At 63.5% G+C, this 21,590-nt stretch carries 21 protein-coding genes; 4 read left to right on the forward strand and 17 right to left on the reverse strand.

Features of this window, described 5'->3' with window-relative positions:
* Positions 1-28: 28 nt before the first annotated feature.
* Complete coding sequence (locus tag BQ4888_RS11960; RefSeq protein ID WP_092057486.1) at positions 29-1,345, forward strand: NAD(P)/FAD-dependent oxidoreductase; 1,317 nt, start codon at positions 29-31, stop codon at positions 1,343-1,345.
* Between the two features lie 37 nt (positions 1,346-1,382).
* Here the strand turns inward: BQ4888_RS11960 and BQ4888_RS11965 are convergent, their stop codons facing one another.
* Entirely contained in the window at positions 1,383-2,240 is an 858-nt protein-coding gene (locus BQ4888_RS11965; RefSeq protein WP_092057487.1) for a thiamine pyrophosphate-dependent enzyme, read from the reverse strand.
* Complete coding sequence (locus tag BQ4888_RS11970) at positions 2,237-3,946, reverse strand: 2-oxoacid:acceptor oxidoreductase subunit alpha (RefSeq protein WP_092057488.1); 1,710 nt, start codon at positions 3,944-3,946, stop codon at positions 2,237-2,239. The genes BQ4888_RS11965 and BQ4888_RS11970 overlap by 4 nt, the downstream gene beginning before the upstream one ends.
* 186 nt (positions 3,947-4,132) lie before the next feature.
* Here BQ4888_RS11970 and BQ4888_RS11975 point away from each other — a divergent pair, with 186 nt between their 5' ends.
* On the forward strand, positions 4,133-4,348 hold the full coding sequence (locus BQ4888_RS11975; protein ID WP_092057489.1) for a hypothetical protein: 216 nt from the start codon (positions 4,133-4,135) through the stop codon (positions 4,346-4,348).
* 149 nt (positions 4,349-4,497) lie between these two features.
* Positions 4,498-5,010, forward strand: a complete 513-nt coding sequence (locus BQ4888_RS11980; RefSeq protein WP_092057490.1) for a ferritin-like domain-containing protein — start codon at positions 4,498-4,500, stop codon at positions 5,008-5,010.
* A gap of 53 nt (positions 5,011-5,063) precedes the next feature.
* On the opposite strand, the gene BQ4888_RS11985 is transcribed toward BQ4888_RS11980, so the two are convergent.
* From BQ4888_RS11985 to speE, 3 genes are all read right to left on the reverse strand, one after another.
* Positions 5,064-5,639, reverse strand: a complete 576-nt coding sequence (locus BQ4888_RS11985; RefSeq protein ID WP_092057491.1) for a flavodoxin family protein — start codon at positions 5,637-5,639, stop codon at positions 5,064-5,066.
* A 155-nt stretch (positions 5,640-5,794) separates the two neighbouring features.
* The gene (speA, locus tag BQ4888_RS11990; RefSeq protein WP_092057492.1) at positions 5,795-7,708 is read right to left on the reverse strand and encodes a biosynthetic arginine decarboxylase; all 1,914 of its coding nucleotides are present in this window, start codon (positions 7,706-7,708) and stop codon (positions 5,795-5,797) included.
* Positions 7,709-7,775: 67 nt separating this feature from the next.
* The gene (gene speE, locus BQ4888_RS11995; protein WP_092057493.1) at positions 7,776-8,624 is read right to left on the reverse strand and encodes a polyamine aminopropyltransferase; all 849 of its coding nucleotides are present in this window, start codon (positions 8,622-8,624) and stop codon (positions 7,776-7,778) included.
* A gap of 250 nt (positions 8,625-8,874) precedes the next feature.
* On the opposite strand from speE, the gene proC reads away from it, so the two are divergent.
* Complete coding sequence (gene proC, locus BQ4888_RS12000) at positions 8,875-9,684, forward strand: pyrroline-5-carboxylate reductase (protein ID WP_092057494.1); 810 nt, start codon at positions 8,875-8,877, stop codon at positions 9,682-9,684.
* A 131-nt stretch (positions 9,685-9,815) separates the two neighbouring features.
* Here the strand turns inward: proC and gspN are convergent, their stop codons facing one another.
* From gspN to gspC, 12 genes are all read right to left on the reverse strand, one after another.
* On the reverse strand, positions 9,816-10,715 hold the full coding sequence (gspN, locus tag BQ4888_RS12005) for a type II secretion system protein GspN (RefSeq protein WP_092057495.1): 900 nt from the start codon (positions 10,713-10,715) through the stop codon (positions 9,816-9,818).
* Positions 10,712-11,239 carry a type II secretion system protein M gene (locus BQ4888_RS12010; protein ID WP_092057496.1) on the reverse strand — a complete coding sequence of 176 codons (528 nt, stop codon included), beginning with the start codon at positions 11,237-11,239 and terminating at the stop codon, positions 10,712-10,714. Before BQ4888_RS12010 ends, gspN begins: the two co-directional genes overlap by 4 nt.
* A 3-nt stretch (positions 11,240-11,242) precedes the next feature.
* Positions 11,243-12,631, reverse strand: coding sequence for a type II secretion system protein GspL (gene gspL, locus BQ4888_RS12015; protein WP_092057497.1), 1,389 nt, complete (start codon positions 12,629-12,631; stop codon positions 11,243-11,245).
* A 7-nt stretch (positions 12,632-12,638) separates the two neighbouring features.
* On the reverse strand, positions 12,639-13,586 hold the full coding sequence (gene gspK, locus BQ4888_RS12020; protein WP_092057498.1) for a type II secretion system minor pseudopilin GspK: 948 nt from the start codon (positions 13,584-13,586) through the stop codon (positions 12,639-12,641).
* Complete coding sequence (locus tag BQ4888_RS12025) at positions 13,583-14,230, reverse strand: type II secretion system protein GspJ (RefSeq protein WP_092057499.1); 648 nt, start codon at positions 14,228-14,230, stop codon at positions 13,583-13,585. The genes gspK and BQ4888_RS12025 overlap by 4 nt, the downstream gene beginning before the upstream one ends.
* Positions 14,211-14,591 carry a type II secretion system minor pseudopilin GspI gene (gspI, locus tag BQ4888_RS12030; RefSeq protein ID WP_170232847.1) on the reverse strand — a complete coding sequence of 127 codons (381 nt, stop codon included), beginning with the start codon at positions 14,589-14,591 and terminating at the stop codon, positions 14,211-14,213. Before gspI ends, BQ4888_RS12025 begins: the two co-directional genes overlap by 20 nt.
* Positions 14,581-15,096 (reverse strand): pilus assembly FimT family protein, encoded by a 516-nt coding sequence (locus tag BQ4888_RS12035; RefSeq protein ID WP_092057501.1) that lies wholly within the window; start codon positions 15,094-15,096, stop codon positions 14,581-14,583. The genes gspI and BQ4888_RS12035 overlap by 11 nt, the downstream gene beginning before the upstream one ends.
* Positions 15,071-15,511, reverse strand: coding sequence for a type II secretion system major pseudopilin GspG (gene gspG / locus BQ4888_RS12040; RefSeq protein WP_092057502.1), 441 nt, complete (start codon positions 15,509-15,511; stop codon positions 15,071-15,073). Before gspG ends, BQ4888_RS12035 begins: the two co-directional genes overlap by 26 nt.
* Before the next feature lie 103 nt (positions 15,512-15,614).
* A complete protein-coding gene (gene gspF / locus BQ4888_RS12045; protein ID WP_092057503.1) occupies positions 15,615-16,841 on the reverse strand; it encodes a type II secretion system inner membrane protein GspF in 1,227 nt (408 codons plus the stop codon).
* Between the two features lie 3 nt (positions 16,842-16,844).
* On the reverse strand, positions 16,845-18,536 hold the full coding sequence (gspE, locus tag BQ4888_RS12050) for a type II secretion system ATPase GspE (protein ID WP_092057504.1): 1,692 nt from the start codon (positions 18,534-18,536) through the stop codon (positions 16,845-16,847).
* Positions 18,533-20,539 (reverse strand): type II secretion system secretin GspD, encoded by a 2,007-nt coding sequence (gspD, locus tag BQ4888_RS12055; RefSeq protein WP_092057505.1) that lies wholly within the window; start codon positions 20,537-20,539, stop codon positions 18,533-18,535. Before gspD ends, gspE begins: the two co-directional genes overlap by 4 nt.
* Before the next feature lie 85 nt (positions 20,540-20,624).
* Entirely contained in the window at positions 20,625-21,542 is a 918-nt protein-coding gene (gspC, locus tag BQ4888_RS12060; protein ID WP_170232848.1) for a type II secretion system protein GspC, read from the reverse strand.
* Between the last annotated feature and the right edge of the window lie 48 nt (positions 21,543-21,590).

Consider the following 21,590-nt stretch of genomic DNA (forward strand, 5'->3'; position numbering starts at 1 on the left):
AATCCTTACTTTTCGCGGAGGATTTTCTATGGATAAGGCGGATATCGTTCATCCTCACCGGCCCCGGGTGGTCATCATCGGCGGCGGTTTCGCCGGCATCAACGCGGCCAAGGCTCTGCGCGACGTGCCGGTGTCGGTGCTGGTCGCCGACCGGCGCAACTATCATCTCTTTCAGCCCCTGCTTTACCAGGTGGCGACGGCGGTGCTGTCGCCGGCCGACATCGCCTCGCCGATCCGCAGCATCCTCAAGGATCAGGCCAACGCCGAGGTGCGCCTGGCCGAGTTGACCGATATCGACCTGGCGCGGCATGAGGTGCGGTTCAACAACGGTTCGGCTCACTATGATTACCTGATTCTCGCTACCGGCGCCACCCATTCCTACTTCGGCAAGGACGATTGGGAAAGTATCGCGCCGGGCCTGAAAACCATTGACGACGCCCTGGAGATTCGGCGGCGGATTCTCCTTGCCTTCGAGGAGGCGGAGTTCGAGGCGGACGAGGAGACGCGGCGCGGCGATCTGACCTTCGTGGTCGTCGGCGGCGGGCCGACGGGGGTTGAGTTGGCGGGGGCGCTGATGGAGATTGCCGCCCGCACCATCCCCCATGACTTTCGCTACATCGACACCACCACCGCCCGGGTGATTCTGGTCGAGGCGGCGGATCGCCTGCTGCAGGCCATGCCCGAGGAGATGAGCCGCCGCGCCGAGCAGGAATTGACGGAAATGGGGGTGGAGGTGCGGCTGAACAGCCTGGTGACGGGGATGGAGGACGGTGCGGTCTACATCGGCGAAGAACGTTTGGCTACCGCCAATGTCATCTGGGCGGCCGGGGTGCAGGGGTCGCCGGCGGCGCGTCTGTTGAAGAGCGATCTCGACCGGGCCGGGCGGGTCATGGTTCGTCCCGATCTCTCCGTCTCGGGGCACCCGGAAATCTTCGTCGTCGGCGACCTCGCCCATGCCGTCGATTCGGTCACCGGTGCGCCGGTGCCGGGGGTGGCGCCGGCGGCCAAGCAGATGGGGGAATTTGTCGCCGACGTGATCCGTCGGGAGATCGTCGGCGAAATCACCCCGCCGACCCGCCCGGCTTTCGCCTATCACGACAAGGGGACAATGGCGACCATTGGCCGTTTCAAGGCAGTGGCCGCCGTCGGCAAGCGCAAGTTCACCGGAACCTTCGCCTGGCTCCTCTGGTCGCTGATCCACATCTTCTTTCTCGTCGGTTTCCGTCGCCGGGTCTTCGTCATGTTCTCCTGGATCTGGCATTACGCCTCTTTCCACAAGGGGGCGCGCCTAATCACCGGAGAGCCGCGGATGAAGATCAAGAGTCCCAGAAATTCTGAGGAATAATTCTTCTGGATGCGCCGGCGGTTCGTCACCGCCGGCGTCAGGCGAATTCCCCGATCAGCCTGCCCAAATCCGCTAGATCCACCCGCCGGCGGCAAAGCGGTTCCCCCTTCTCGTGGTACGCCGCCAGTTGTTCCTCGAAGACCGGCTTCTCTCGTCGATAAAAAATCCCCAGCTGCAACGGCTCCGTTTCGATGGCGCGGGCGAATGCCTGGACCCGGTCGTGCGGGTCGTGGTCTGCGCCGAGTTCGGCGGTGTGTTCTTCGAACCACTGGTAGGTATTGAGTTTGTTGAAGGTCACGCAGGGTTGCAGCAGATCGACCAGGGCGTAGCCGCGATGACGGATGGCTTCTCGCAGGATGGCGAGGGTCTGTTCCAGGTGCCCGACATAGGCGCGGGCGACGAAGGAGGCGTCGAGGGCGATGGCGACGGCCAGGGGGTTGAAGGGTTCGAGGTTGACCCCCGCCGGTTGCAGCGGCGTTTCGAACCCCCGTTGACTGGTGGGCGAGGCCTGACCTTTGGTCAGGCCGTAGACCATATTGTTGTGGACGATGTTGGTCAGATCGGGGTTGCGCCGGATGCAGTGGAGAAAATGGTTGCCTCCCTCGCCGTACATATCACCGTCGCCGCTTTCAGCGATCACCGTCAGTTTCGGGTTGCTGGCCTTGATGGCGGTCGCTGCCGGCAGGGCGCGGCCGTGCAGGCCGTTGAAAAAATGGACCTCCAGGTATTGCGGGATTTTCGCCGCCTGGCCAATCCCCGAAACCAGCACGGTCTGTTGGCGATCCAGTTTCAGTTCGGCCATTGCCGTGCTCATCAACTTGAGAATGGCGTAATTGCCGCAACCGGGACACCAGGCGATGTCGCAGCCTTCGCGGACAAAGGGATTGCCGTTCATGGTTTCACCTCCTGGCGCAAGCGGTTTGCCACATCCTCGACGCTGAAGGGCCGGCCGTCGTAGCGCAGCCAGCTGACGTCCGCCCGCCGTCCGGTTTCTCGCTGGATCAGGCGGGCGAACTGGCCGGTGGCGTTGTTTTCAATGACGATCAGGCGTGGCGCCTCAAGCAGGTGGCGTTTGAATGCTTCTGGCAAGGGATAGACCTGGGCGCAGTACAGGCAGGCCGTGGCCGGATCGGCGACGCGGGCCAGCGCCTCCTCGACGGTGGCGCGGGTTGATCCCCAGCCGACAATCAGCCGCCGGGGCTGCTTCGGGCCGGACCAGCAGGGCGTAAACTCCGGGAGATCCCGCAGCAGGGCGAGCTTTTTCAGCCGTTTATTCATCATGGCGATGCGCACCTCCGCCCGTTCGGTGATGAACCCGGATTCGTCGTGTTCGTCGCTGTCGACCCGGACCAGGCCGTGCCCGTGGCCGGGAATGCCCCGTGGCGAGAGGCCGTTCTCGGCGGCGGCGTAGCGCTGGTAATCGGCCTCGGTGGCGACGATGTGCGGTTCGGGCGGTGTGGCCGGCAGGGGTAGGGCGGCGAGATCGTGGCCGCTGTCGAGCAGGTGTTGGTCGGTGAGGATGAAGACCGGGCATTGGCTCGCGTCGGCCAGGATAAAGGCCTGTTCGGCGCAGCGGAAGGCCTCCTCCATGGTGCCGGGGGCGAGAATGGCCCGGGGAAACTCACCGTGGCCGGCGTATAGGGCCAGGTCGAGATCGCCCTGCTCGGTACGGGTCGGCAAGCCTGTGCCCGGGCCGGGGCGCTGGGCCAGATGGATGACCATCGGCGACTCGATGACCCCGGCCAGACTCAAGCCTTCCTCCATCAAAGCGAAGCCGCCGCCCGAGGTGCTGACCATGGCCCGGCCGCCGGCGTACCAACTGCCGAGGCCCATGTTGATGGCGGCGATTTCGTCCTCGGCCTGTTCCACGACGATGCCGAAGCGTTCGGCGTGTTGGGCCAGGAACTGGAGCACCCCGGTGCCCGGCGACATGGGATAGGAGGCGATGAAGTTGCAGCCGCCGGCGATGGCGCCCAGCCCGATAGCCTGGGTTCCGGTCAGGAAGAGGCGTCTGGAAAGATCCGGGTTCGTTGCACCGTGCCAGACCGGTTCGCGGTCTTTGGCGGCGGTTCGGCCCCGTTCCCAGCCGAGACGGGCGGCGTGGAGATTCTGATCCAGCACCTCCTGTCCTTTGTCGGCGAAGAGTTCGCGCAGGGTCGTTTCCAACGGCGCCGGCGGCAGGCTGAGCAAGCCACTGACAAAGCCGCCGGCGATGCCATTGGCGAGGATTTTGTCCCCCGCCTGAAGGGCCAGTTCCGCCAAGGGCAAGGCCAGCAAACCCTCGATCTCTCCCAGGGTCGCGGGATCGCCGATCAACAGGGTTGTTGGCGTTATCCGCTTGGCCAGCCAGGGGTGGGCGTCGCGATCGAGCAGGACGCAAATATCCACGCGGTCGACAGCGGCCCGCACCGGGCCGGACGCCGCCCGGATGGTTGCCGAATTGCTGCCGCCGCGAACGCGGGACATATACTCCTTGGTGGCGAAGACATGCAGCCCGGCGGTTTTCAGCATCCTGGTGATAATCGTCTCCAGGGTTTGAATCCCCTGTCCGGCTTCGCCGCCGAGGACGATGACGACTTCGTTTTCGTGGCAGTAGGTCATGACGATTCTCCTCTTTGTGGCTTTGCGGGTGGCTGATACCCATTATAACCAGTGTCTTCCGGCCCGCCCGCTCTTAGGGGGTGTTTTCGGGAATTTCATGATGATTTAGGGGGTGGTATGCGATTATTCGAATGTGCTAAAATGAAATTGTGGCAGGAGATGTGAGGGGGAAGAAAGGAGCTGAAGATGAAAAAAAATCGATTCGAACATCACTGTCTCGAAGCCGAAGCCGGACGAGATGCCTTTGTCGCGCATCCCTTCAGCCGTGAAGAAGGGATGGTTATCAGTTGCAGTCTGACGAGCGGTCATATGCTGATCAAAACCCCGGACAACAACAAACGTTGCTGGGATTATCGCGAGTGCGAGGACTTGAATCATCCCAAATCCGGGCCGATGGTCTAAAGACCACGACTCGATGAACAGAACGGAGGCAAAAGGCGCGCGATGCGCCTTTTGCCGTTTTAAGGTCCGTTGCGGTTTGACAGCGCGGGGGGAGACGCTAAGGTTTAATCTTGGTAACGTCACCGAAATGAACAACGCGGGAGGATCTCATGAATGTCTACGATTTCGCTATGAAGATGGAACAGGACGGCAAGGCCTATTACGAAAAGCTGGCGGCGGCGACCAAGGTCACCGGGCTTCGTAATATTTTCCTGGGTCTCGCCGAGGATGAACAAAAACATTACGAAATTTTTCAGGCGCTGAAAAATCAGCAGAACCCAGCCATGGGCGAGTCGACGGCGCTGGAAAATGCCCGGAACGTCTTTGAACGGCTGATCGCCGAAAAAGCAGTGAGCGGTTCGGTGCGGGACGATCTCGAAGGTTATCAGCACGCGATGAAGCTCGAAGCGGAAAGTTTCCGGTTCTATGAAGAGATCGCCATCCACACCCCGGTCCCCGGGATTAAGCAGCTGCTGTCGCGGATTGCCGGAGAGGAGCGGAAGCACTTCAACATCCTGCAAAATGTCTTTGATTTCGTCAACGCGCCGAACCAGTTCCTGGCCTGGGCCGAGTTCAGCAATCTGGATGAATTCAGAAATTTCGGGCGGGATGTCGATATGTAATCCGACCGGCGCGGCGTCCTTTGTGTCACGGGGCGGATGAGTGGCTCATCAGTTCACTCCTTGATCTTTTCGAGCAGCCAGGCCATGTTCTCGCCGAGGGTTTTCATCGTCTGCAGGCCCTCGGCGTCCTGTTTGACGTCGCCGACTTCCCGGCCGATGGCGATGTTCCAGTAGCTGGAGCCGGGGACGATCATCTGGCTGATGAGAAAGAAGTGGTTGAGGGAGTCGAAGGCGTGGATCGCACCGCCGCGCCGCACGGCGACCACGCCCGCGCCGACCTTGCGCCGCAGCATGTCGCCGTTGGCGCGGGCGGTCATGCCGGCGCGGTCGATCAGCGCCTTGATCTCGCTGGTGACGTCGGCAAAGTAGGTGGGGGAAGCGAGCAGGATGCCGTCGGCGGCGCGCATCTTGGCGATGCAGTCGTTGATGCAGTCATCCTTCACCGCGCAGCTGCCGTCCTTGGTCTTGAAGCACTGATAGCAGGCGATGCAGCCGCGCGGATGTTCTCCGGCCAGTTGCACCAGTTCCGTCTCGATCCCCGCTTTTCCCAGTTCCTCGAAAACCTGCCGCACTAAAATGGCGCTGTTGCCGTCGCGGCGGGCGCTGCCGTTGAATGCCACAACTTTCATGGGTGTTCCTCCCTTCGGCATAAGGTGAGTCTTCGCGCCAAGTATACACCCTGCCGCGCCCTTCATCCCAAATTTTTTAATCCTACGAAAAAGGCGCTTTCTCCCTGGGGAAAAAGCGCCTTTCGCACATGCCGGACAGCCACAGAGGGCGGTCTTTATTTTTCGAAATAGGTGTAGCCTTGCAGGCTGGCGGAAAACTCGTTGAGGATCTGCTTCCGCTCTTCGACCCGGATGCGCTTCTCGCGCACCGCCACCTCGGCGATGGCGCGAAAGTTCTCGAAGAGGGCCTGGGGGTTGTATTCGACGTAGCTGAGGACGTCGGCGATGCTGTCCCCTTCGATCTCTTTCATGACGTCGTAGCTGCCGTCCTCGTTGATGCGCACGCTGACGATGTTGGTGTCGCCGAGCAGATTGTGCAGGTCGCCAAGGGTTTCCTGGTAGGCGCCGACGAGAAAGACGCCGAGCAGATACTCTTCGTCCGGGTTGACGGCATGCAGCGGCAGGGTCGGCCGTACCCCGCGCCCGGTGATGAAGGTGTCGACCTTGCCGTCGCTGTCGCAGGTGAGATCGGCGATGATCGCCTCGCGGGTCGGCGCCTCGCCATTGCGATGCAACGGAACGATGGGGAAGATCTGGTTGATCGCCCAGGTGTCCGGCAGCGACTGGAAGACGCTGAAATTGCCGTAGTAGATGTCCGACAGGCTCTGGCGCAATCCTTCGAGACCGGCGGGGATTTCGTCGAGGCCGTCGATACGTCCGGCGATGGCCTGGGCCAGGGCCAAAAAAATATTCTCCGACAGCGAGCGCTCGCGCAGGCTGATGTGCCCCTGGCGGAAGAGATCGCGGATCTGCCCGCGGATGGCCTGGGCCTCGGTGTAGCGGTCGGCGAGGTTGTGGTCTTCGATGTCCTCGCACAGATCGAACAGATGGCGCAGGCGTTTGTGGCTCCCTTCGGGCAGGGTTTCGGGGAGGGAGACGGCCTCGAAGTGCATGACGTCGAGGATGTTGAACATCAGCACCGAGGAGAAGGCGACGGTCGCCCGCCCCGATTCGGTGACGATGTGCGGATGTTTGATCCCCTGGACGTCGAGGGTGGCGCGAATGACGTCGATAATGGCGCGGCAGTAGTCGGCCAGGTCGTAGTTGCGCGAGTGGGGATGAATACTCTGGCTGCCAAGATAGTCGACGGCCAGGCCGCCGCCGAAATCGAGGTAGCCCATGGGCGCGCCTTCCTTGACCAACGCCGCGTAATAGCGGCAGGCCTCCAGCACCCCGGCGCGAATGTCGGCGAGGTTGGGGATCTGCGAACCGAGATGGCAGTGGAGCAGTTGCAGGCAGTCGATCATCCCCAGGTCGTTGAGTTTTTCAAAAACTTCGATGAGCTGGGTGGAGCTGAGGCCGAAGCTGCTGCGGTCGCCGCTCGATTCCGTCCACTGGCCGCCGACCTTGGCGTAGACCTTGGCCCGCGCACCGATCAGCGGGCGCACGCCGAGGGCACGGCTGCGGGCGATGACGATGTCCAGTTCCGCCGGCGATTCGATGACGAAGAAGCAGCGATAGCCGAGGCGGGTGGCGCGCAGACCGAGGTCGATGAACTCCTCATCTTTGTAGCCGTTGCAGATGAGCAGGGCGCCCGGTTGCAGGGAGGCCATGGCCAGCACCAGTTCGGCCTTGCTTCCGGCTTCGAGGCCGTGGCCGTAGCGGGCGCCGAAACGGGTGATCTCTTCGATGACGTGGCTCTGCTGATTGACCTTGACCGGAAAGACCCCCCGGTATTCCCCCTCATAGCCCTTTTCGGCGATCGCCTCGCGGAATGTTTCGTTGAGGAAGATGATGCGGGCGTCGAGCAGGTTCTCGATACGCAGCAAGACCGGCATAGCGTGATCGCGCTGGGCGATGCCCTGGGCGATTTCCATAAGGGAGACCGCGACTTCGCCACTGGGGAATTTCACCTTGACCGTGACGTCGCCGTTGGCGTCCATGTCGAAAAAACCGGCGCCCCAGCGTCGGATGCCATAAAGTTCCGCGGACTTTTCTACCGTCCAGCGGGAGGTTGTGCGAGGATTCATGGCGATGAACTTTCTTGGGTCAAGGGGGTAAAAAGAAACGGGCGGCAAGGGTGGGGAGAGGTCGCCTTCAGCGTGCGGCGATGTTTTCCCGGGCGAAGGTCGGCAGCATGAAGGCGCCGACATGCAGATCTTCATTGTAATAACGGGTGGCGAACGACCGGTTCTTGATCCGCATCCGGTCGATATCGCGCAGCGGGTGGCGGGTTTTGCCGGCGAAAGCGAAACTCCACATCCCGCTCGGGTAGGTGGGGATGAAGGCCTGATACATTTCCACGATGGGAAAGACCGCCCGCAGGTTGGCGTACAGCGTCCTTTGCAACTCCCCCTGGTAAAAAGGGGATTCGCTCTGGGCGACGAGAATGCCGTCCTCTTTGAGCGCATCCTGGGCCAGGCGGTAGAAATCTTCCTCGAAGAGGGCTGCGGCCGGGCCTGCCGGATCGGTGGAATCGACCAGAATCACGTCGAAGGCGTCTTGCTGCTCGCGCAGGTAGGCGACGCCGTCGAGCGGTTTTATCTCGACTCGGGGGTTGCGGCCGTCGATTTCGCTCGCCATGCCGGGCAGAAACTCGACGGCTTTGGCGATGAGCAGTTCGTCGATTTCGCAGAGCACCGCCCGTTCCACTGATTCATGCTTGAGGATCTCGCGGATGGCGCCGCCGTCGCCGCCGCCGATGATCAGCACCTGGCGGGGGCGCGGATGGGTGAAAAGGGCGGGATGGACGAGCATCTCATGATAGATGAAGCCGTCCCGTTCGGTGATCATGACCAGCCCGTCGAGGAGCAGAACCCGCCCGTATTCGGGGGTTTCGACGATATCCAGACGCTGGTATTCACTCTCACCGGCAAAGAGGGTTTTCGTCACTTTCAGCGACAGGCCGGCATGTTCCGAGTGTTTTTCAGTCAACCAGAGATCCATGGGCATCCTTAGCCTGATGAAATCGACAAGGGCGTATAAAACTTCCATAGAGTAACAAGAACCGGCCGTGACATCAATCCCAACGGTGGCAGGGCGGTTTTTCGCGTCTCGGACGGGGGATTATAACGCCAACATCCGATGGGTCAATGGTTTTTTCATCCTTGGACGAATGTGGCGCAAACCTTGACAGGATCGGGGCTTTTCGCTTTACTGGTGAAGCCTCGTTGACGACGAAAGGAAGGCGTAAATCATGGAGAAAATCGACAAAATCGGATTCATCGGCGGCGGCAATATGGCCGAGGCCATCATCAAAGGTTTGATCGGCGGCGCCTTTCCCGTGGCCCGACTGCTGGTCGCCGAACCGAGCGACGAACGCCGGCGCTTGTTGGAAGACCGCTACGGCGTCCACGTGATCAGCGACAACCGGGAGCTGGTCAGGGATTGCGACCTGCTGGTGCTCGCGGTCAAACCCCAGGTGCGAGAGGCGGCGCTGGCCGGGCTGGCCGAGCTCTTCACCGACGACAAGCTGCTGATTTCCATTCTTGCCGGGGTTGGCACTTCTGAGCTGGAGCGGCTGCTCAGCGGACCGCGTCGCATCATCCGCGCCATGCCCAACACCCCGGCCCTGGTCGGGGCCGGCGCCACCGCTCTCTGCCCCGGCCGCCATGCCCGCCCGGCCGATCTGCGCACCGCCCAGCACCTCTTCGAGACGACCGGCATCGTTCAACTCGTCGAGGAAGGGCAGATGGACGCCGTCACCGGCCTTTCCGGGTCGGGTCCGGCCTATGTCTTCACTATCATCGAGGCCTTGGCCGACGGCGGCGTGCTACAGGGCCTGCCCCGCCACACGGCGCTGATGCTGGCGACCCAGACTTTGCTCGGCGCTGCGCGCATGGTCAAGGAGAGTGGCGAACATCCGGCGGTGCTGCGCGACAAGGTCTGTTCCCCCGGCGGCACCACCATCGCCGCTGTCCAGGCCCTCGAAGAAGGCGGCCTGCGGGCGACCCTGATGGAGGCCGTGGCCCGCGCCACGGAGCGGTCGCGGGAGTTGGGCGGGTAGGGGGGAAGGAATGATGAATGATGAATGATGAATGATGAATGATGAATGATGAATGATGAATCGGGAGTGGGGTGGCTCGCTCCATTCGTGCTGAAAATCAATAAAAAGGGCCGGTCGGTGACCGGCCCTTTTTAATTCAGGCGGGGGCGAGCGAGGGTGCCGGAGAGGCGCAAGGTGAGGCTGCCGTCGGGGGCGGGGGGGACGAGGATGCTGAGGAGTTCCCGCAACTGTCCGTCCATCTCCGCCGTGGTTTTCAGGTTCAGGGTCAGATTCATCCGACTGGCGGGGAGATTGTCGGCGAGGAGCAACGAGCCGCTGCCGGTGCCGATCAGGTGGCCGTCGAGGGCTTCCAGGCGTTCGATCTTGAAGGCTTTGCCCTGACCGGTGCCGACCAGTTCCAGCGTGCCCAGTTCCAAAACGTCCTCCTTGGCGCCGAATGTGCTCAGGCCGGTGAGGTGGACCCCGGTCAGGGTCAGGAGCAACCGGCTCTCGCTTCCGTCTTGAGGGGGCCAGAGGCCGGTGAAGGCGCCTTGGGTCAGGGTTCCTGCGACCGCCAGTTGCGAATTCTCCAGCAGCGGCAAGGCCAGGCGCAGGTCGCGCAGCTTCAGGTCGAGCTCACCGTCGCGACGGGCGAACCCCTGGGCCTCCCCCCCCAGCAGGCGAGCAGAAAAACTCAGGCCGGGATTGCCGCCAAAGAGGGAGCGCCAGAGGGGAGCGGCGGCGATATCTTCGGCGGCGATCGCCATGGCCGGTTGAACCAGGTTCAAGGTGCCTGCGCGGACGCCAACGGCGAAGGGGAGGCGCGGGGTCAGTCCTTCGAGCTCCAGTCGCCCCTGGCCGTGCAGCTGGCGGTTCGCCTCCTGTTCCAGGCGCGTTTCCAGGGCGGCGGCGGGGAACCAGATAAGCAGGCCCACGAGCCAGCCGCCAAGCAGCACCGGCAAGGCCCAAAGGAGCAGGGGCCAGAGGTCGCGGCCGCTGGCGCCGGGCTGTCCACCGGCGGGGGGGCGCCAAAAAGGGATCAACGATTTCATCGACTTCTTCCGTAAGCGGCGACGGTCAGCACCGAATCGAGACGGCGCTTATCGTCAAAGCGGGTTTTGATGCGCAGGCTCTTGACCTGCAAAGGGGATTCGGCGGTTTCCATGTCTTGCAGCAGGCCGACCAATTGCCCCAGGCCGACCCGGTCGAGCTTGATCTCCACCGATTCCTCACGGAATCCCTCCCTTTCCGCCGCCGGTTGCGGGCGCATGGAGACGAGGTTGGCGCGGTCGACGTGGCGCCCCGCCAGATTTTCCATGAAGGCGAAGATGGAAAAGGTCGTCGCCTGATCCATGCGCCGCTCGGCCTGTTCGAGGCTCTGCTTCAGTTGCAGGTATTGCTGTTGCAGGCCACGCAGATCCTCCAGCTGGTTTTGGCGGGCGGCGATTTTCCCGTCCAGCGCGGCCATTGCCTGGCGGTAGGGGGAGATGACGGCGAACCAGCCAAGCACCACCAGCAGAAAGAGTCCGCCGGCGAGCAGGATCAGACGTTCCCGTTGGCTCAGTTGATGGAACATGGCTTAAGGCTCCTTGCGCAGGGGAAGGGTGAGTCGGAAATCGACCTGTTTACCATCCAGGCTCATGCGCGCGTCGTCGATCCGGACTTCGGCGAAGAGGGGCGATTCGCCCAGGGTTGCGCTCAGGCGGTTGATGGCGTCGAAGGAGCCGGTTACTCCTTCGAGGCGGACCGCTTCCGCCGTGTAGTTGAAGTCGCGGATGTCGACGGTGATGTCGGCGGGGGTGCGGCGCGAGACTTCATCGAGAGCCGTCAGCGCCGAAGCGCCCTCGCCGGTGCCGAGCAGTCGGGCGATCTTGCGCAGCTCCTCCAGTTGCGCGCGCATCTGCAACGGGGCGTCGACAATCGCCTGGGTGCCGGGGAAGGTAGCACGGTAGAGCTGCTGCATCTCCTGGCGCAGGTTTTCGGCTACGCGGGCTTTTTGCGCGTAATTGAGATAGGCCGAGGCGCCGAGCAGCAGCAGGGAGCAGCCGAGGAGGGCGGCCATGGCCGTCAGGCGTTTTTTCAACCGTCCCCATTCACTCTTTAAGGCGAACTCACCGGTGCGTAGATTGAAGGCCCGCTCCCGGTCGTTGAGGCCGGCGCGCCAGGCCAGGGCCAGGGCCGGCAAAAATTCGACCGCCAGGGGTTGGCCACCCAGTTCGATCCGGGGGACTTCCGCAGCCTCGCCCAGCTCACGCAGGGCCTGGGCGAGTTCCGCCACGGCACCGTCGCCGATCAGCAGCCAGGCGGGATGTTCCAGGCCGTGGGCGGCGCGCAGGGCGTTCCCGGCGTGCCCGAGTTCCTCGGCCAGACGGGCGTGGTCGATCGGGGCGGATTGCGGCAGCAGCCGATGGTCGACGACCTCGCCGCCGTCGACCAGGGCGAGGACGGTCTCCGCCTCCCCGAGAATCGCCAGCAGGCCGTTGGGGATGAGCTCGCTCAAGCCCCGGGCGTGGCTATGGGGAGTCAGGGCGAGAATGTTGAGAGGGATCTCCCGGCGGTCGAAGGGTTCCAGCATCGCCGCGACCGTCGAACGAGCGACGGCCGCCGTCGTCAGGGTGAAGCCGAGCTCTTCGGCGATCGGTTTCTCCATGGCAAAAGCGAGGCCTTCGCCGGCGGCGGGGAGTTGCAGGGAAAATTCCATGGGGAGCGCGGCGGCGATCTTCTTTTCGTCGGCAAAGGGAAAATGCAGCCGCCGGAAATAGGCGCAGCCCGCCGGGAGGGCTGCGGCCAGCCGGTCGCCGAGTCGGGTCTCCCCGAGCATGCGACGCAGGCTCTCCGCCAGGTCTTCCCCCTCGCTACGGGGTTCGCGACGGGCGTCGATCAGGTTCGTCTTGCCCTGGTTTTCCTCGATCAGGACCGCGCGGATATGCCGGGCGTCGATATCGATGCCGATCAGTCGTCTGGCCATGGTTCTCCTAATCCACTTTCAGATAAAGCAGTTGATCGCCGGTTTTGGTGACGATGGCCTCGGCCCGGCGAACGCCGTCGTTGACCGAGGCCGTGGTTTCGATGCGGTAGATGTCGCTGGTCACGGTAAAGGGCTCGCGCAGCAGGTTGGCGAGGCCCGAGAGTTCGTTGAGCCAGGTCAGCTCCGCCGGACTTTTGAAGGGCGTGCTCGCGCGCCGTTCGAGGATCGCCTCGGCCGCGTCGTGGCTGATTTCCGGGTCTTCCGACAGGGCCATGAGCACCTCGACAGCGGCGCTGTTGATGTTGATCTTGGTATCGCCGTGGAGTCGCACGAAGGGGGCGATCTCTTGGAAAATTTCCGGCGTGAAGCCGCGCACCAGCAGCAGTTCCTCGAGATTGTCGAGAGGACCGTTCTTGCAGCGGACGGGACGTTCTTCGCTCAGGTAATGACCGGCTTCGGCACCCACGGCCCGGCGCCCGTCGGGGTCGACGTAGACCCGGTCGTCCGGGTCGAGCCAGTCGACGAGGGCAGCGATCAGTTCTTCCCCTTGCTGGATGGCGAGTTCCTCGAAAAGCCGCCGGAGCTGGCTTTTGACCACGGGATTGACGTTGCCGGCGCCGACCAGGGCATTGAGGTTGATCCGCCCGCCCAGATCCTCGATGGTGACCGAGAGGTAGCCTTCGGCCACCGGATACTGGGCGACCCCCAGACTCCAGAGTTCCGAAGGATCGTCGGGGGCGTCATAGCTGTTCATGTCCATGCGCAGGATCCCCCGCCCGGCCCGTACCCCGCCCTTGGCCAGGTAATAGGCGCGGGTCGAGTCGCGGAAGGTTTCGGTCAGGCGCAGATCGACCAGGGTTGAAAAGGCCAGCTCGACCACCAGCGCGGTGAGCAGGGTCACCACCACCAGCACCAGCAGCAGGACCATCCCCGATTCCTGACGCAACACTTTCATCGGCGCCCCTGAATGACGGGAAGTTCGAAGCTCGAACGGAAGGGGACTTCGAGGTCGCCGGAGCGGATGCGCATGGCGATTTCCACCCGTTTTGGCGGGCCCTGGCTGCGGGAGTCCCAGTCGTCTTTCCAGTCCGTGCCGTCATGGAAGCGCAGCCAGACTTCTTCGATGCCGGTGGCCAGTCGATAACCCTCCCGCCCGCTCTCCTCCGGTTGTCGCGTGCCGCTTTCATGGCGCGTCAGGACCAGGGTTTCTTTGGCGTTTTCGGCATCTTCCAGCCATTCGTAGCGAACCTGGGAGAGTCCGCCGCCATCCCCCTGCGGTGTCGTCGCCGTCGTCGTCAGGGTCAGATAGGGTTCCCGCCGGTCACCGCCGCGCCCTTCGAGGTAGGTTTCGAGGGTGTCCGGTCGGAGGTAGGCGCCGCGCACCTCCCGGCCGATGCGGTCGAAAATGACCCGCGCCCGATGGTAGGCTTCGCTGTCGTTGGCCAGCCGCCGCCGGGCGCCGTCGACTGAGGTGAAGACGCCGTAGATCGCCATCAGCACCAGACTGGTGATGGTCACCGCGATCAGTACCTCGATCAGAGTGAAGCCCGAGGAACGGTTCCGTCCGGCTCGGCATTGCTCAGAAGAGGAAGGAATCAATCGTCACCTCTTCGTTCTTTTTTTCATCCCCCCACAAAACTCGCACCGTCACCATGCGGATCGTGGGGATCGGGGTCGGCTCATAGGCAATGCGCCAGCGGAAAGCCTCGAAGGGGGGATCAAACACCCCTTCGACCTCATCCTCGCTCAGAGTGCCGGACTCGAAGGCCGCTTCCGTCTCTCCCATCTTGTCCTGGGCGAGCAACGTCGCCTGGGTGATCTTCTGCAAGCGCTCGTTGACCGCGATGGCGCGGTTGCTCAGGGACAACAGGGCGATCAGGGCGATGCCGGCGATGGCCAGGGCGATCATGACTTCGAGCAGGGTGAAGCCTGCCGCGCGGGGGTGTCGCTCAGAACTCACGGTCCCCCTCATGGATTTCCGTGGTGCCGGTAAAGGGGTTGATGCGCAGGGTCAGGATGCGGTTCCGGTCGTCGCCGAGGCGGATGGTCGTCTCCTCCATATAGCCCACCGGCAGAATGTCGACGGTGATTTCGCCGCTGTTGAAGGTGCCGCGCCCGGCGATGCTCAGGTTTCTGAAGCTCACCCCGCTCTTGAGGCGTTGTTGCCGGGCCGGCCCCGTCCCTTCGTCGGTCAGCGTGCCGTCGACTTCCAGGCGCGCCGCCCGATAGACGTCTTCCTCCAGATCGAAGGTCAGCCGGTAGGGGCGGCCGGAGAGGGCGGACTCGTTGTAGAGATATTTCACCGTGCCGGCCAGGCGCCGTGCTGCGCCGTCGAGGGCGCCGTCGCCCAATCGTCCCATCAGGGGGATGCTCAGGGCGCTGAAGAGGGCGATGAGCAGCACCGCCAGCGCCGTTTCGACCAGGGTGAAGCCCCGCGCGTTATTCCAGTTCCCAGCTGTTGACATCCGCGTTGTTGCCTTCCCCCCCCGCTTCGCCGTCGCCGCCATAGGAGATGATGTCGAAGTCGCCGTGAATGCCCGGCGACAGGTAGATATAAGGACTCCCCCAGGGATCGGTGGGAACTTTTTTCAGATAGCCCCCTTCGTGGTAACGGGGCGGGATGCGGCCGGTCTCCGGCTTCGTGACCAGCGCCTGCAACCCCTGTTCGGTGCTGGGATAGAAACCGTTGTCGAGCTTGAACAGGCCGATCGCTTCCTCCAGCCCCTTGATGTCCACCGCCGCCTTGGTCCGGCGCGCCTCCTCGGGCCGCTCCAGCAGACGCGGAACGACGATGGCGGCGAGAATGCCGAGAATGACGACGACCACCATGATTTCGATGAGGGTGAAGCCGCGATTGCCGCGTAAAAGCGATTTTTCCATGTGCATAACTCCTTTGTTTTTTCAGGACCGAGGCTAAAGGAAAAAGGATAAAGGATTTAATGCCTTTTCCTTTTTCCTCGTTCCCTTTTCCTTTTACCTGCCTTTATCCCATCCCCTGGCTGGCCTGGAAGATGGGGAGGAGGATGGCGAGGACGATGAAGCCAACGGCGGTACCCATGACCAGGATCATCACCGGTTCAAGCAGGGAGAGGAGTCCGGCGATACGCAGCTCCACCTGGTGCTCGTAGGTTTCCGCCACCCGCAACAACATTTTTTCCAGCTCGCCGCTGCGTTCGCCGACCGCCGCCATCTGTGCCAGCATGGGGGGGAAGACCCCCGAGTGTTTGAGCGGTTCCGCCAGGCTCTCCCCCTCGCGCACGGCGTCGATGGCGTCGTTGACCGCCTGGCGTAGCACCCGGTTGGAGAGAAGATTGACGGCGATGGCCAGGGCCTTGAGCAGCGGTACCCCGGCATGGAGCAGGGTGCCGAGGGTGCGGCTCAGGCGGGCGGTGGCGAGGAGCAGGTTGAGGGAACCGAAAAGGGGCAGACGCAGGCTCAGCCGGTCGAGCTTCAGCCGTCCCGCCTCGCTTTGCGCATACCGTCGCGCCGCGGTTATGGCGACACCGGCCAGGAGCAGGAGGAGCCACCACCAGCCGGCGAGAAAATCACTGCCGGCGATGAGCAGACGCGTCGGCACGGGCAGGGTTTGCCCGAGATCCTCCAGCATGCGGGTGACTTTGGGGACGACGAAGGTGATGAGAAAGACCAGCACCGCGCTGCCGATGACCCCCATCAGAATGGGATAGGCCAGGGCCGACTGCATACGGGAACGGAGCCGGGCCTGATCCTCGAGAAAATCGGCGAGCTGCCCCAGGACCTGATCGAGGGTGCCGCTGTGTTCCCCGACCTCGGTCATATTGATGAAAAGGGGCGAAAAAATACCGGGATGCTGGGCCAGCGCCCGGTTCAGCTCGCTCCCCTGCAGAACCTCGCCGCGCACCGTACCAAGGGCGCGGCCCAGGGGCGCGCCGGCGAGTTGGTCGGCCAGGGTGCCGAGGGCTTCGTCGAGGGGGAGCCCGGCGCCGAGCAGGGTGGCGAGTTGTCGGGTCGTGGCGGCCAGGTCCTGGGGCGAAACCTTGCGGGCGAAGGGGCGGAAGCGGTTGGTGAAGAGGGAAAAGCCGGATGTTGCCGCCGACCCTTCGGCCAGCCGGGTGGGAAAGATCCCCTGGGTGCGCAACTGCTGGGTGGCCGCCTTTTTCCCCGGTGCCTCGATGGTTCCCGCCACTTTTTTGCCCTGGGCGTCGAACCCGGCATACTCGAAAAGAGGCACGCTCTACACCTCCTCCTGAGTGACGCGCAGGACCTCTTCGATCGTTGTTTCGCCGCGCAGCGCTTTGGCCAATCCCGCATCCCGCAGGGTCAGCATGCCCCGGGCGACGGCGGCAGCCTTGATCCCGGCGGCGTCCTTGTTGCGCAGGAGCAGATCGCGGATTTCCTCATCCATGGTCAGCAGTTCGTAGATGCCGGTGCGCCCCCGGTAGCCGATGTCCATGCAGCGCGGGCAGCCCTTGCCCCGGTAGAAGAGGGCGTCAGCCGGCACCGCCTGGGTCAGCCCCATCTCCCGCAGCATCTCGGGGCTCGGCTTGTAGCTTTCCCGGCAGTCGGGACAGATGCGACGCACCAGGCGCTGGGCGAGAATGCCGACGATGGAGGAGGCGGCGAGGAAGGGTTCGATGCCCATTTCCACCAGCCGGGTCAGGGCGCCGGCGGCGTCGTTGGTGTGCAGGGTCGAGAAGACCATGTGTCCGGTGAGGGCCGACTGCACGGCGATCTCCGCCGTCTCCCCGTCGCGGATCTCGCCGACCATGATGACATCCGGGTCTTGGCGCAGGATGGAGCGCAGCCCGGCGGCAAAGGTCAGGTTGATCTTGGGATTGACCTGAATCTGGCCGACGCCGGTGAGCTGGTATTCGATCGGGTCCTCGACGGTGATGATGTTCTTTTCCTGATTGTTCAGCCGGCTCAGGGCGGCGTAGAGGGTGGTGGTCTTGCCGCTGCCGGTGGGGCCGGTAACGAGGAAGATGCCGTGGCTCTTGCCGATCATGCGCATCGTCTGTTCCAGAATCCCCGCGTCCATGCCGATATCTTCCAGGCTCGGCACGCTGGAGCTCTGTTCGAGCAGACGCATGACCACCCGTTCGCCGAAGGCCGTGGGCAGGGTCGAGACGCGCACGTCGAGATCCTTGCCGGCGATGCGCACCCGGAAACGGCCGTCCTGAGGGAGGCGTTTCTCGGCGATATTCAGCCCCGACATGATCTTGATGCGCGAGACGATGCTCGCCTGGGCCTGGCGCGGCGGGCGCAGGACTTCGTAGAGGATGCCGTCGATGCGGTAGCGCACCACCACTTCCGTCTCGAAGGGTTCGATGTGGATGTCGCTGGCCCGCTCCTTGTACCCCTGGGTGATCAGGCTGTTGACGAAGCGGATGATCGGCGCTTCGTCCGAGGTGTCGAGCAGGTCGGCCGGTTCCAGGCCGCGGACGAGCTGGGTGTCGCCGCCGATCTCCTCTACCACTTCCCGGGCCTGTTCGGCGCGCCCTTCGTAGCCGCGATTGATGGCAGCGACGATTTCCGCGGCCGGGGCGACGGTCACGCGGATGCGTTCGCCGGTCAGGACCGCCAGATCGTTGAGGGGACGACTGTCGAGGGGGTCGGCCATGGCCAGGCGCAGCCCCTTCTCATCCCGCCCCAGGGGATAAATGCGGTATTCCTTGGCGTAGCCGATGGGGATCAGGGCCAGCAGCTCGGCCGGGGTGTCGCTCGGGATGCCGGTCAGGCAGGGCAGTCCCTGCTGGGCGGCGAGGGCCTCGGCCAGCTGCGTCTCGGTGATCGCCTTGGCTGCGAGCAACGTTTCCCCCAGTCGTTTGCCGCTTTTGGCGGCGGCGGAAAGGGCTTCCTCGATGATTTGCGGGGCGATGCCGTGACCGGCGACGAAAATCTCGCCCAGGCGTTTCCAGGTCATCATTGCGGCGCGCTCTCCGGTGCCACGACGCCGGCGGGTTGCAGGTTTTCGATGACCTCCGGCGACGAGACCTCATTGATGCGGGAGAGATCCATGGCCTTGGCGGCGGTTTCGGTCGCCTTCTGCAGATCGTCGGCGCTGCGGATGATCCGTGGGGTGATGAAGACCAGCAGGTTGGTTTTCTTCTCTTCGATCCGCTCCCGCTTGAAGAGCCAGCCGAGCCCGGGGATGTCGCCGAGGAAGGGGGTCTTGGCGATGGTTTTCTGCAGGTTGGTGCCAATGAGGCCGCCGAGGACGACGGTACGGCCGTTTTGCGCCAGGACGGTGTTGCGCACCGAACGCTTGGTCAACGTCGGTCCGACCTGGTCGACATTGCCGACGTTGCTCGCGGCGAGGTCGGTGATCTCCTGGTTGACCTGCAGGCGCACCTGTTCCCCTTCGGTGATCTGGGGGGTAAAGCGCAGGGTCAGGGCGACGTCCTTACGTTCCACCGAAACGCTCTGGGCGAGGCCGGTGCCGCCGGTGTCGGTCAGGCGGTTGGTGATGATCGGTACGTTGGAGCCGACGATGATCTCGGCTTCTTCGTTGTCGGAAGTGAGCAGGCGCGGGGCCGAAAGGATGTTCACGTCCGAGGTCGTCTTGGACAGGTCGATCAAGGCGGAAAGGGCGGGGATGGTCACTTCTTTGCCGTTGATGACGGTGGTAATGGGATTGAACAGCCCGCCCAGGAGAATCCCTTCCACCGACTTGTTGAGCAGCGACGGGACACCATCGGTGGGGTTCAGGTCAGAGAGATTCACCGGTCCGCCGTTGAGGTTGCTGGTGCCGAAGATTACGCTGTCGCTGCCGACGTCGATCCCGCCTTGGAGCGAGGCGCCGAGCCTCTTGGTGGCATCCATGGAGAGTTCGAGGATGAGGGCTTCGACAAAGACCTGCTTACGCTTGATGTCGAGCTGCTTGATGATCCCGGCAATGATTTCGTAGTCCGCCGGGGTGGCGTTGATGACCAGGGAGTTGGTCGGCTTATCAGCGATGATCCCGACGTTGCCGCTGGTTGGCGCGGCGGTCGGCGGTTGGCCGGCGGCCGCGGGGGCGCCGGCGGTGGGCATGATCTTGTTCAGCGTCTCACTCAGGGTCTTGGCCAGCGCCTCGGCATCGGCGTTCTCCAGGTAGTAGACATTGATGTGGGAGCGTTGCTGAGAAGGTTTCTGGTCGAGCCGGTCGATGAGGGAGCGGATGCCGGCGATGTCGTCGCTGGCGGCCAGGACCACCAGAACGTTGGTGGCGGCGTAGGGGATGACGCGACTGCCGTCGCCGGCGGGCTGGGCGGCCCGTCCTCGGGCCCGGGGAGAGGTTGCCGCCCCTTGGGCCAGAATCTGGTTGGCGATTTTGGCGACCTCCTCGGCCATGGCATGGCGCAAGGGAATCACTTCGATCTGGTCAAGGGAACTGGCCCGGTCGAGTTCGCCGACGATCCCGGCCAGGCGTTCGATATTGGCGGCGCTGTCGGTGATCAGCAGGGCGTTGGCCGGAGCGAAGGCGGCAATGTGGCTGGTCTTGGGGAGGAGCGGCGGCAGCACCGTCGTTGCCATCAGGGTCGCGTCGGCGTTACGCAGGGGAATCATGCGGGTCACGTACTGTTCCCCCCCGCCCCAGCCACCGACCGGCAGGGTGTTCTCCTTGGCGTCCCGGACCGGTACGATCTTATGGACCTTGCCGGAGGGGACGACGGTGAAGCCCTTCACCCCGAGAACGGTGAGGAAGAGATTGTAGGCTTCGTCGCGGCTCAGCTCCAGGGGGGAGGAGACGGTGACGCTCCCCTTGACAGTTTCGTCGTAGACGAAATTGCGGCCGGTCACTTCGCTGATGACCTGGACCAGGGCCGGTAGTTCGATGTCCTTGAAGTCGAGATTGAATTTTTCCTCGGCTACGCCGCTTCCGGCGGTCGCGAGCCAGAGCAGAAGCGCGACAAAGAGACTTAAGGTTGTGCCTTTATGGAATGCCACCGGATGCTACCTCCTCCCAGGGGGGTTGTCGGGACCAGAAATTCTCAATGGGTGTCGGGCCAGGCCCGGGTAGAAGCGCTCTTGCTCAATTGACTTCGTATTCGAAGACGGAAGGTTGTCCCTGTCGCTCGACATGGACGCGCAGGGAACGGGCCTCGCGCAGTTGCTGGAAGATCTGTAGAGCCTTTTCCGGGCTGTCCAGGGGCATGCCGTTGACCTGCAAGACCACATCCCCCTTGCGGAAACCCATCTGGGTCAGCAACGAACCGGGCCGCACCATGGCGATGACGAAACCGTCGGTGGCACCGTTAACCAGCCGCGGCTCCATGCGCGCCGATTTGAGCACCTCGCCAAGATTGCCCCGGGCCTGTTCGACGACGCCCCCTTCGATCAGCCAGCGGTTCGGGGCGACGGGGCGGATGCTGCCCGAATCTGTTGGTGTGGAGGATGTTGCGCCGGGGGATTGTTGGCGTGGGGAGGGGGCAGTGGAGGTTGAAGGTTCCTGGTGCAGCTGCAAGAGACTCAGGCTGCCGTCGGCGTTTTCGATATGGGCGACATTGCGGTCGACGGAGAGCAGTTGTCCCCCTCCCGGCAGGGCATCCCCGGGACGGTAGCTGTTAAGCTCGTTGTTCGCCATGATCAGGGCCAGGGAGTCTTCGGCGCTGCCGGTCACGGTGCCGATGAGCTTGAGATCGGCACGGGGCGGCGCGACGGCCGGGAGCGCTCCGGCTTCCACGCCCCGGCGCCGGGGCGTGGAGGCCGAGGTCGGAGCAGCGGCGGGAGCGCTGGAGTCGAAGATGTTGCGTTGGGTGATGGCAGCGAAATCCTGTGGACCGGAAGCGGTAGCTGCGGAGACGCTCCGTTGCCCCGGAGGGACAGAGGAGCGGGAATATTCAAGGCTGAGACCGAGCAGGCTGGAGGTCAGGCTACCGAGGCACAGCCCGCTAAAGGCGATAAGCAGCAGCCAAACGGCCCGGGCATGTCGTTGCAGAAAGAGCAGCATGTCCATCCCAAGGAAAAGAAAGAAGAATCCGGATAATCATACGGGTAC

The sequence above is a fragment of the Desulfuromonas acetexigens genome, from assembly GCF_900111775.1.
Taxonomy (GTDB): domain Bacteria; phylum Desulfobacterota; class Desulfuromonadia; order Desulfuromonadales; family Trichloromonadaceae; genus Trichloromonas; species Trichloromonas acetexigens.

Coding starts and splice junctions, on each gene's coding strand:
- gspC (WP_170232848.1), bottom strand. CDS start 21,542: ATGCTGCTCTTTCTGCAACGACATGCCCGGGCCGTTTGGCTGCTGCTT.
- gspK (WP_092057498.1), bottom strand. CDS start 13,586: ATGAAAGTGTTGCGTCAGGAATCGGGGATGGTCCTGCTGCTGGTGCTG.
- BQ4888_RS11975 (WP_092057489.1), top strand. CDS start 4,133: ATGAAAAAAAATCGATTCGAACATCACTGTCTCGAAGCCGAAGCCGGA.
- proC (WP_092057494.1), top strand. CDS start 8,875: ATGGAGAAAATCGACAAAATCGGATTCATCGGCGGCGGCAATATGGCC.
- BQ4888_RS11965 (WP_092057487.1), bottom strand. CDS start 2,240: ATGAACGGCAATCCCTTTGTCCGCGAAGGCTGCGACATCGCCTGGTGT.
- gspG (WP_092057502.1), bottom strand. CDS start 15,511: ATGGAAAAATCGCTTTTACGCGGCAATCGCGGCTTCACCCTCATCGAA.
- gspL (WP_092057497.1), bottom strand. CDS start 12,631: ATGGCCAGACGACTGATCGGCATCGATATCGACGCCCGGCATATCCGC.
- speE (WP_092057493.1), bottom strand. CDS start 8,624: ATGGATCTCTGGTTGACTGAAAAACACTCGGAACATGCCGGCCTGTCG.
- BQ4888_RS12035 (WP_092057501.1), bottom strand. CDS start 15,096: ATGTCAACAGCTGGGAACTGGAATAACGCGCGGGGCTTCACCCTGGTC.
- BQ4888_RS11985 (WP_092057491.1), bottom strand. CDS start 5,639: ATGAAAGTTGTGGCATTCAACGGCAGCGCCCGCCGCGACGGCAACAGC.
- BQ4888_RS11960 (WP_092057486.1), top strand. CDS start 29: ATGGATAAGGCGGATATCGTTCATCCTCACCGGCCCCGGGTGGTCATC.
- BQ4888_RS11980 (WP_092057490.1), top strand. CDS start 4,498: ATGAATGTCTACGATTTCGCTATGAAGATGGAACAGGACGGCAAGGCC.
- speA (WP_092057492.1), bottom strand. CDS start 7,708: ATGAATCCTCGCACAACCTCCCGCTGGACGGTAGAAAAGTCCGCGGAA.
- gspN (WP_092057495.1), bottom strand. CDS start 10,715: ATGAAATCGTTGATCCCTTTTTGGCGCCCCCCCGCCGGTGGACAGCCC.
- gspE (WP_092057504.1), bottom strand. CDS start 18,536: ATGATGACCTGGAAACGCCTGGGCGAGATTTTCGTCGCCGGTCACGGC.
- BQ4888_RS12010 (WP_092057496.1), bottom strand. CDS start 11,239: ATGTTCCATCAACTGAGCCAACGGGAACGTCTGATCCTGCTCGCCGGC.
- BQ4888_RS11970 (WP_092057488.1), bottom strand. CDS start 3,946: ATGACCTACTGCCACGAAAACGAAGTCGTCATCGTCCTCGGCGGCGAA.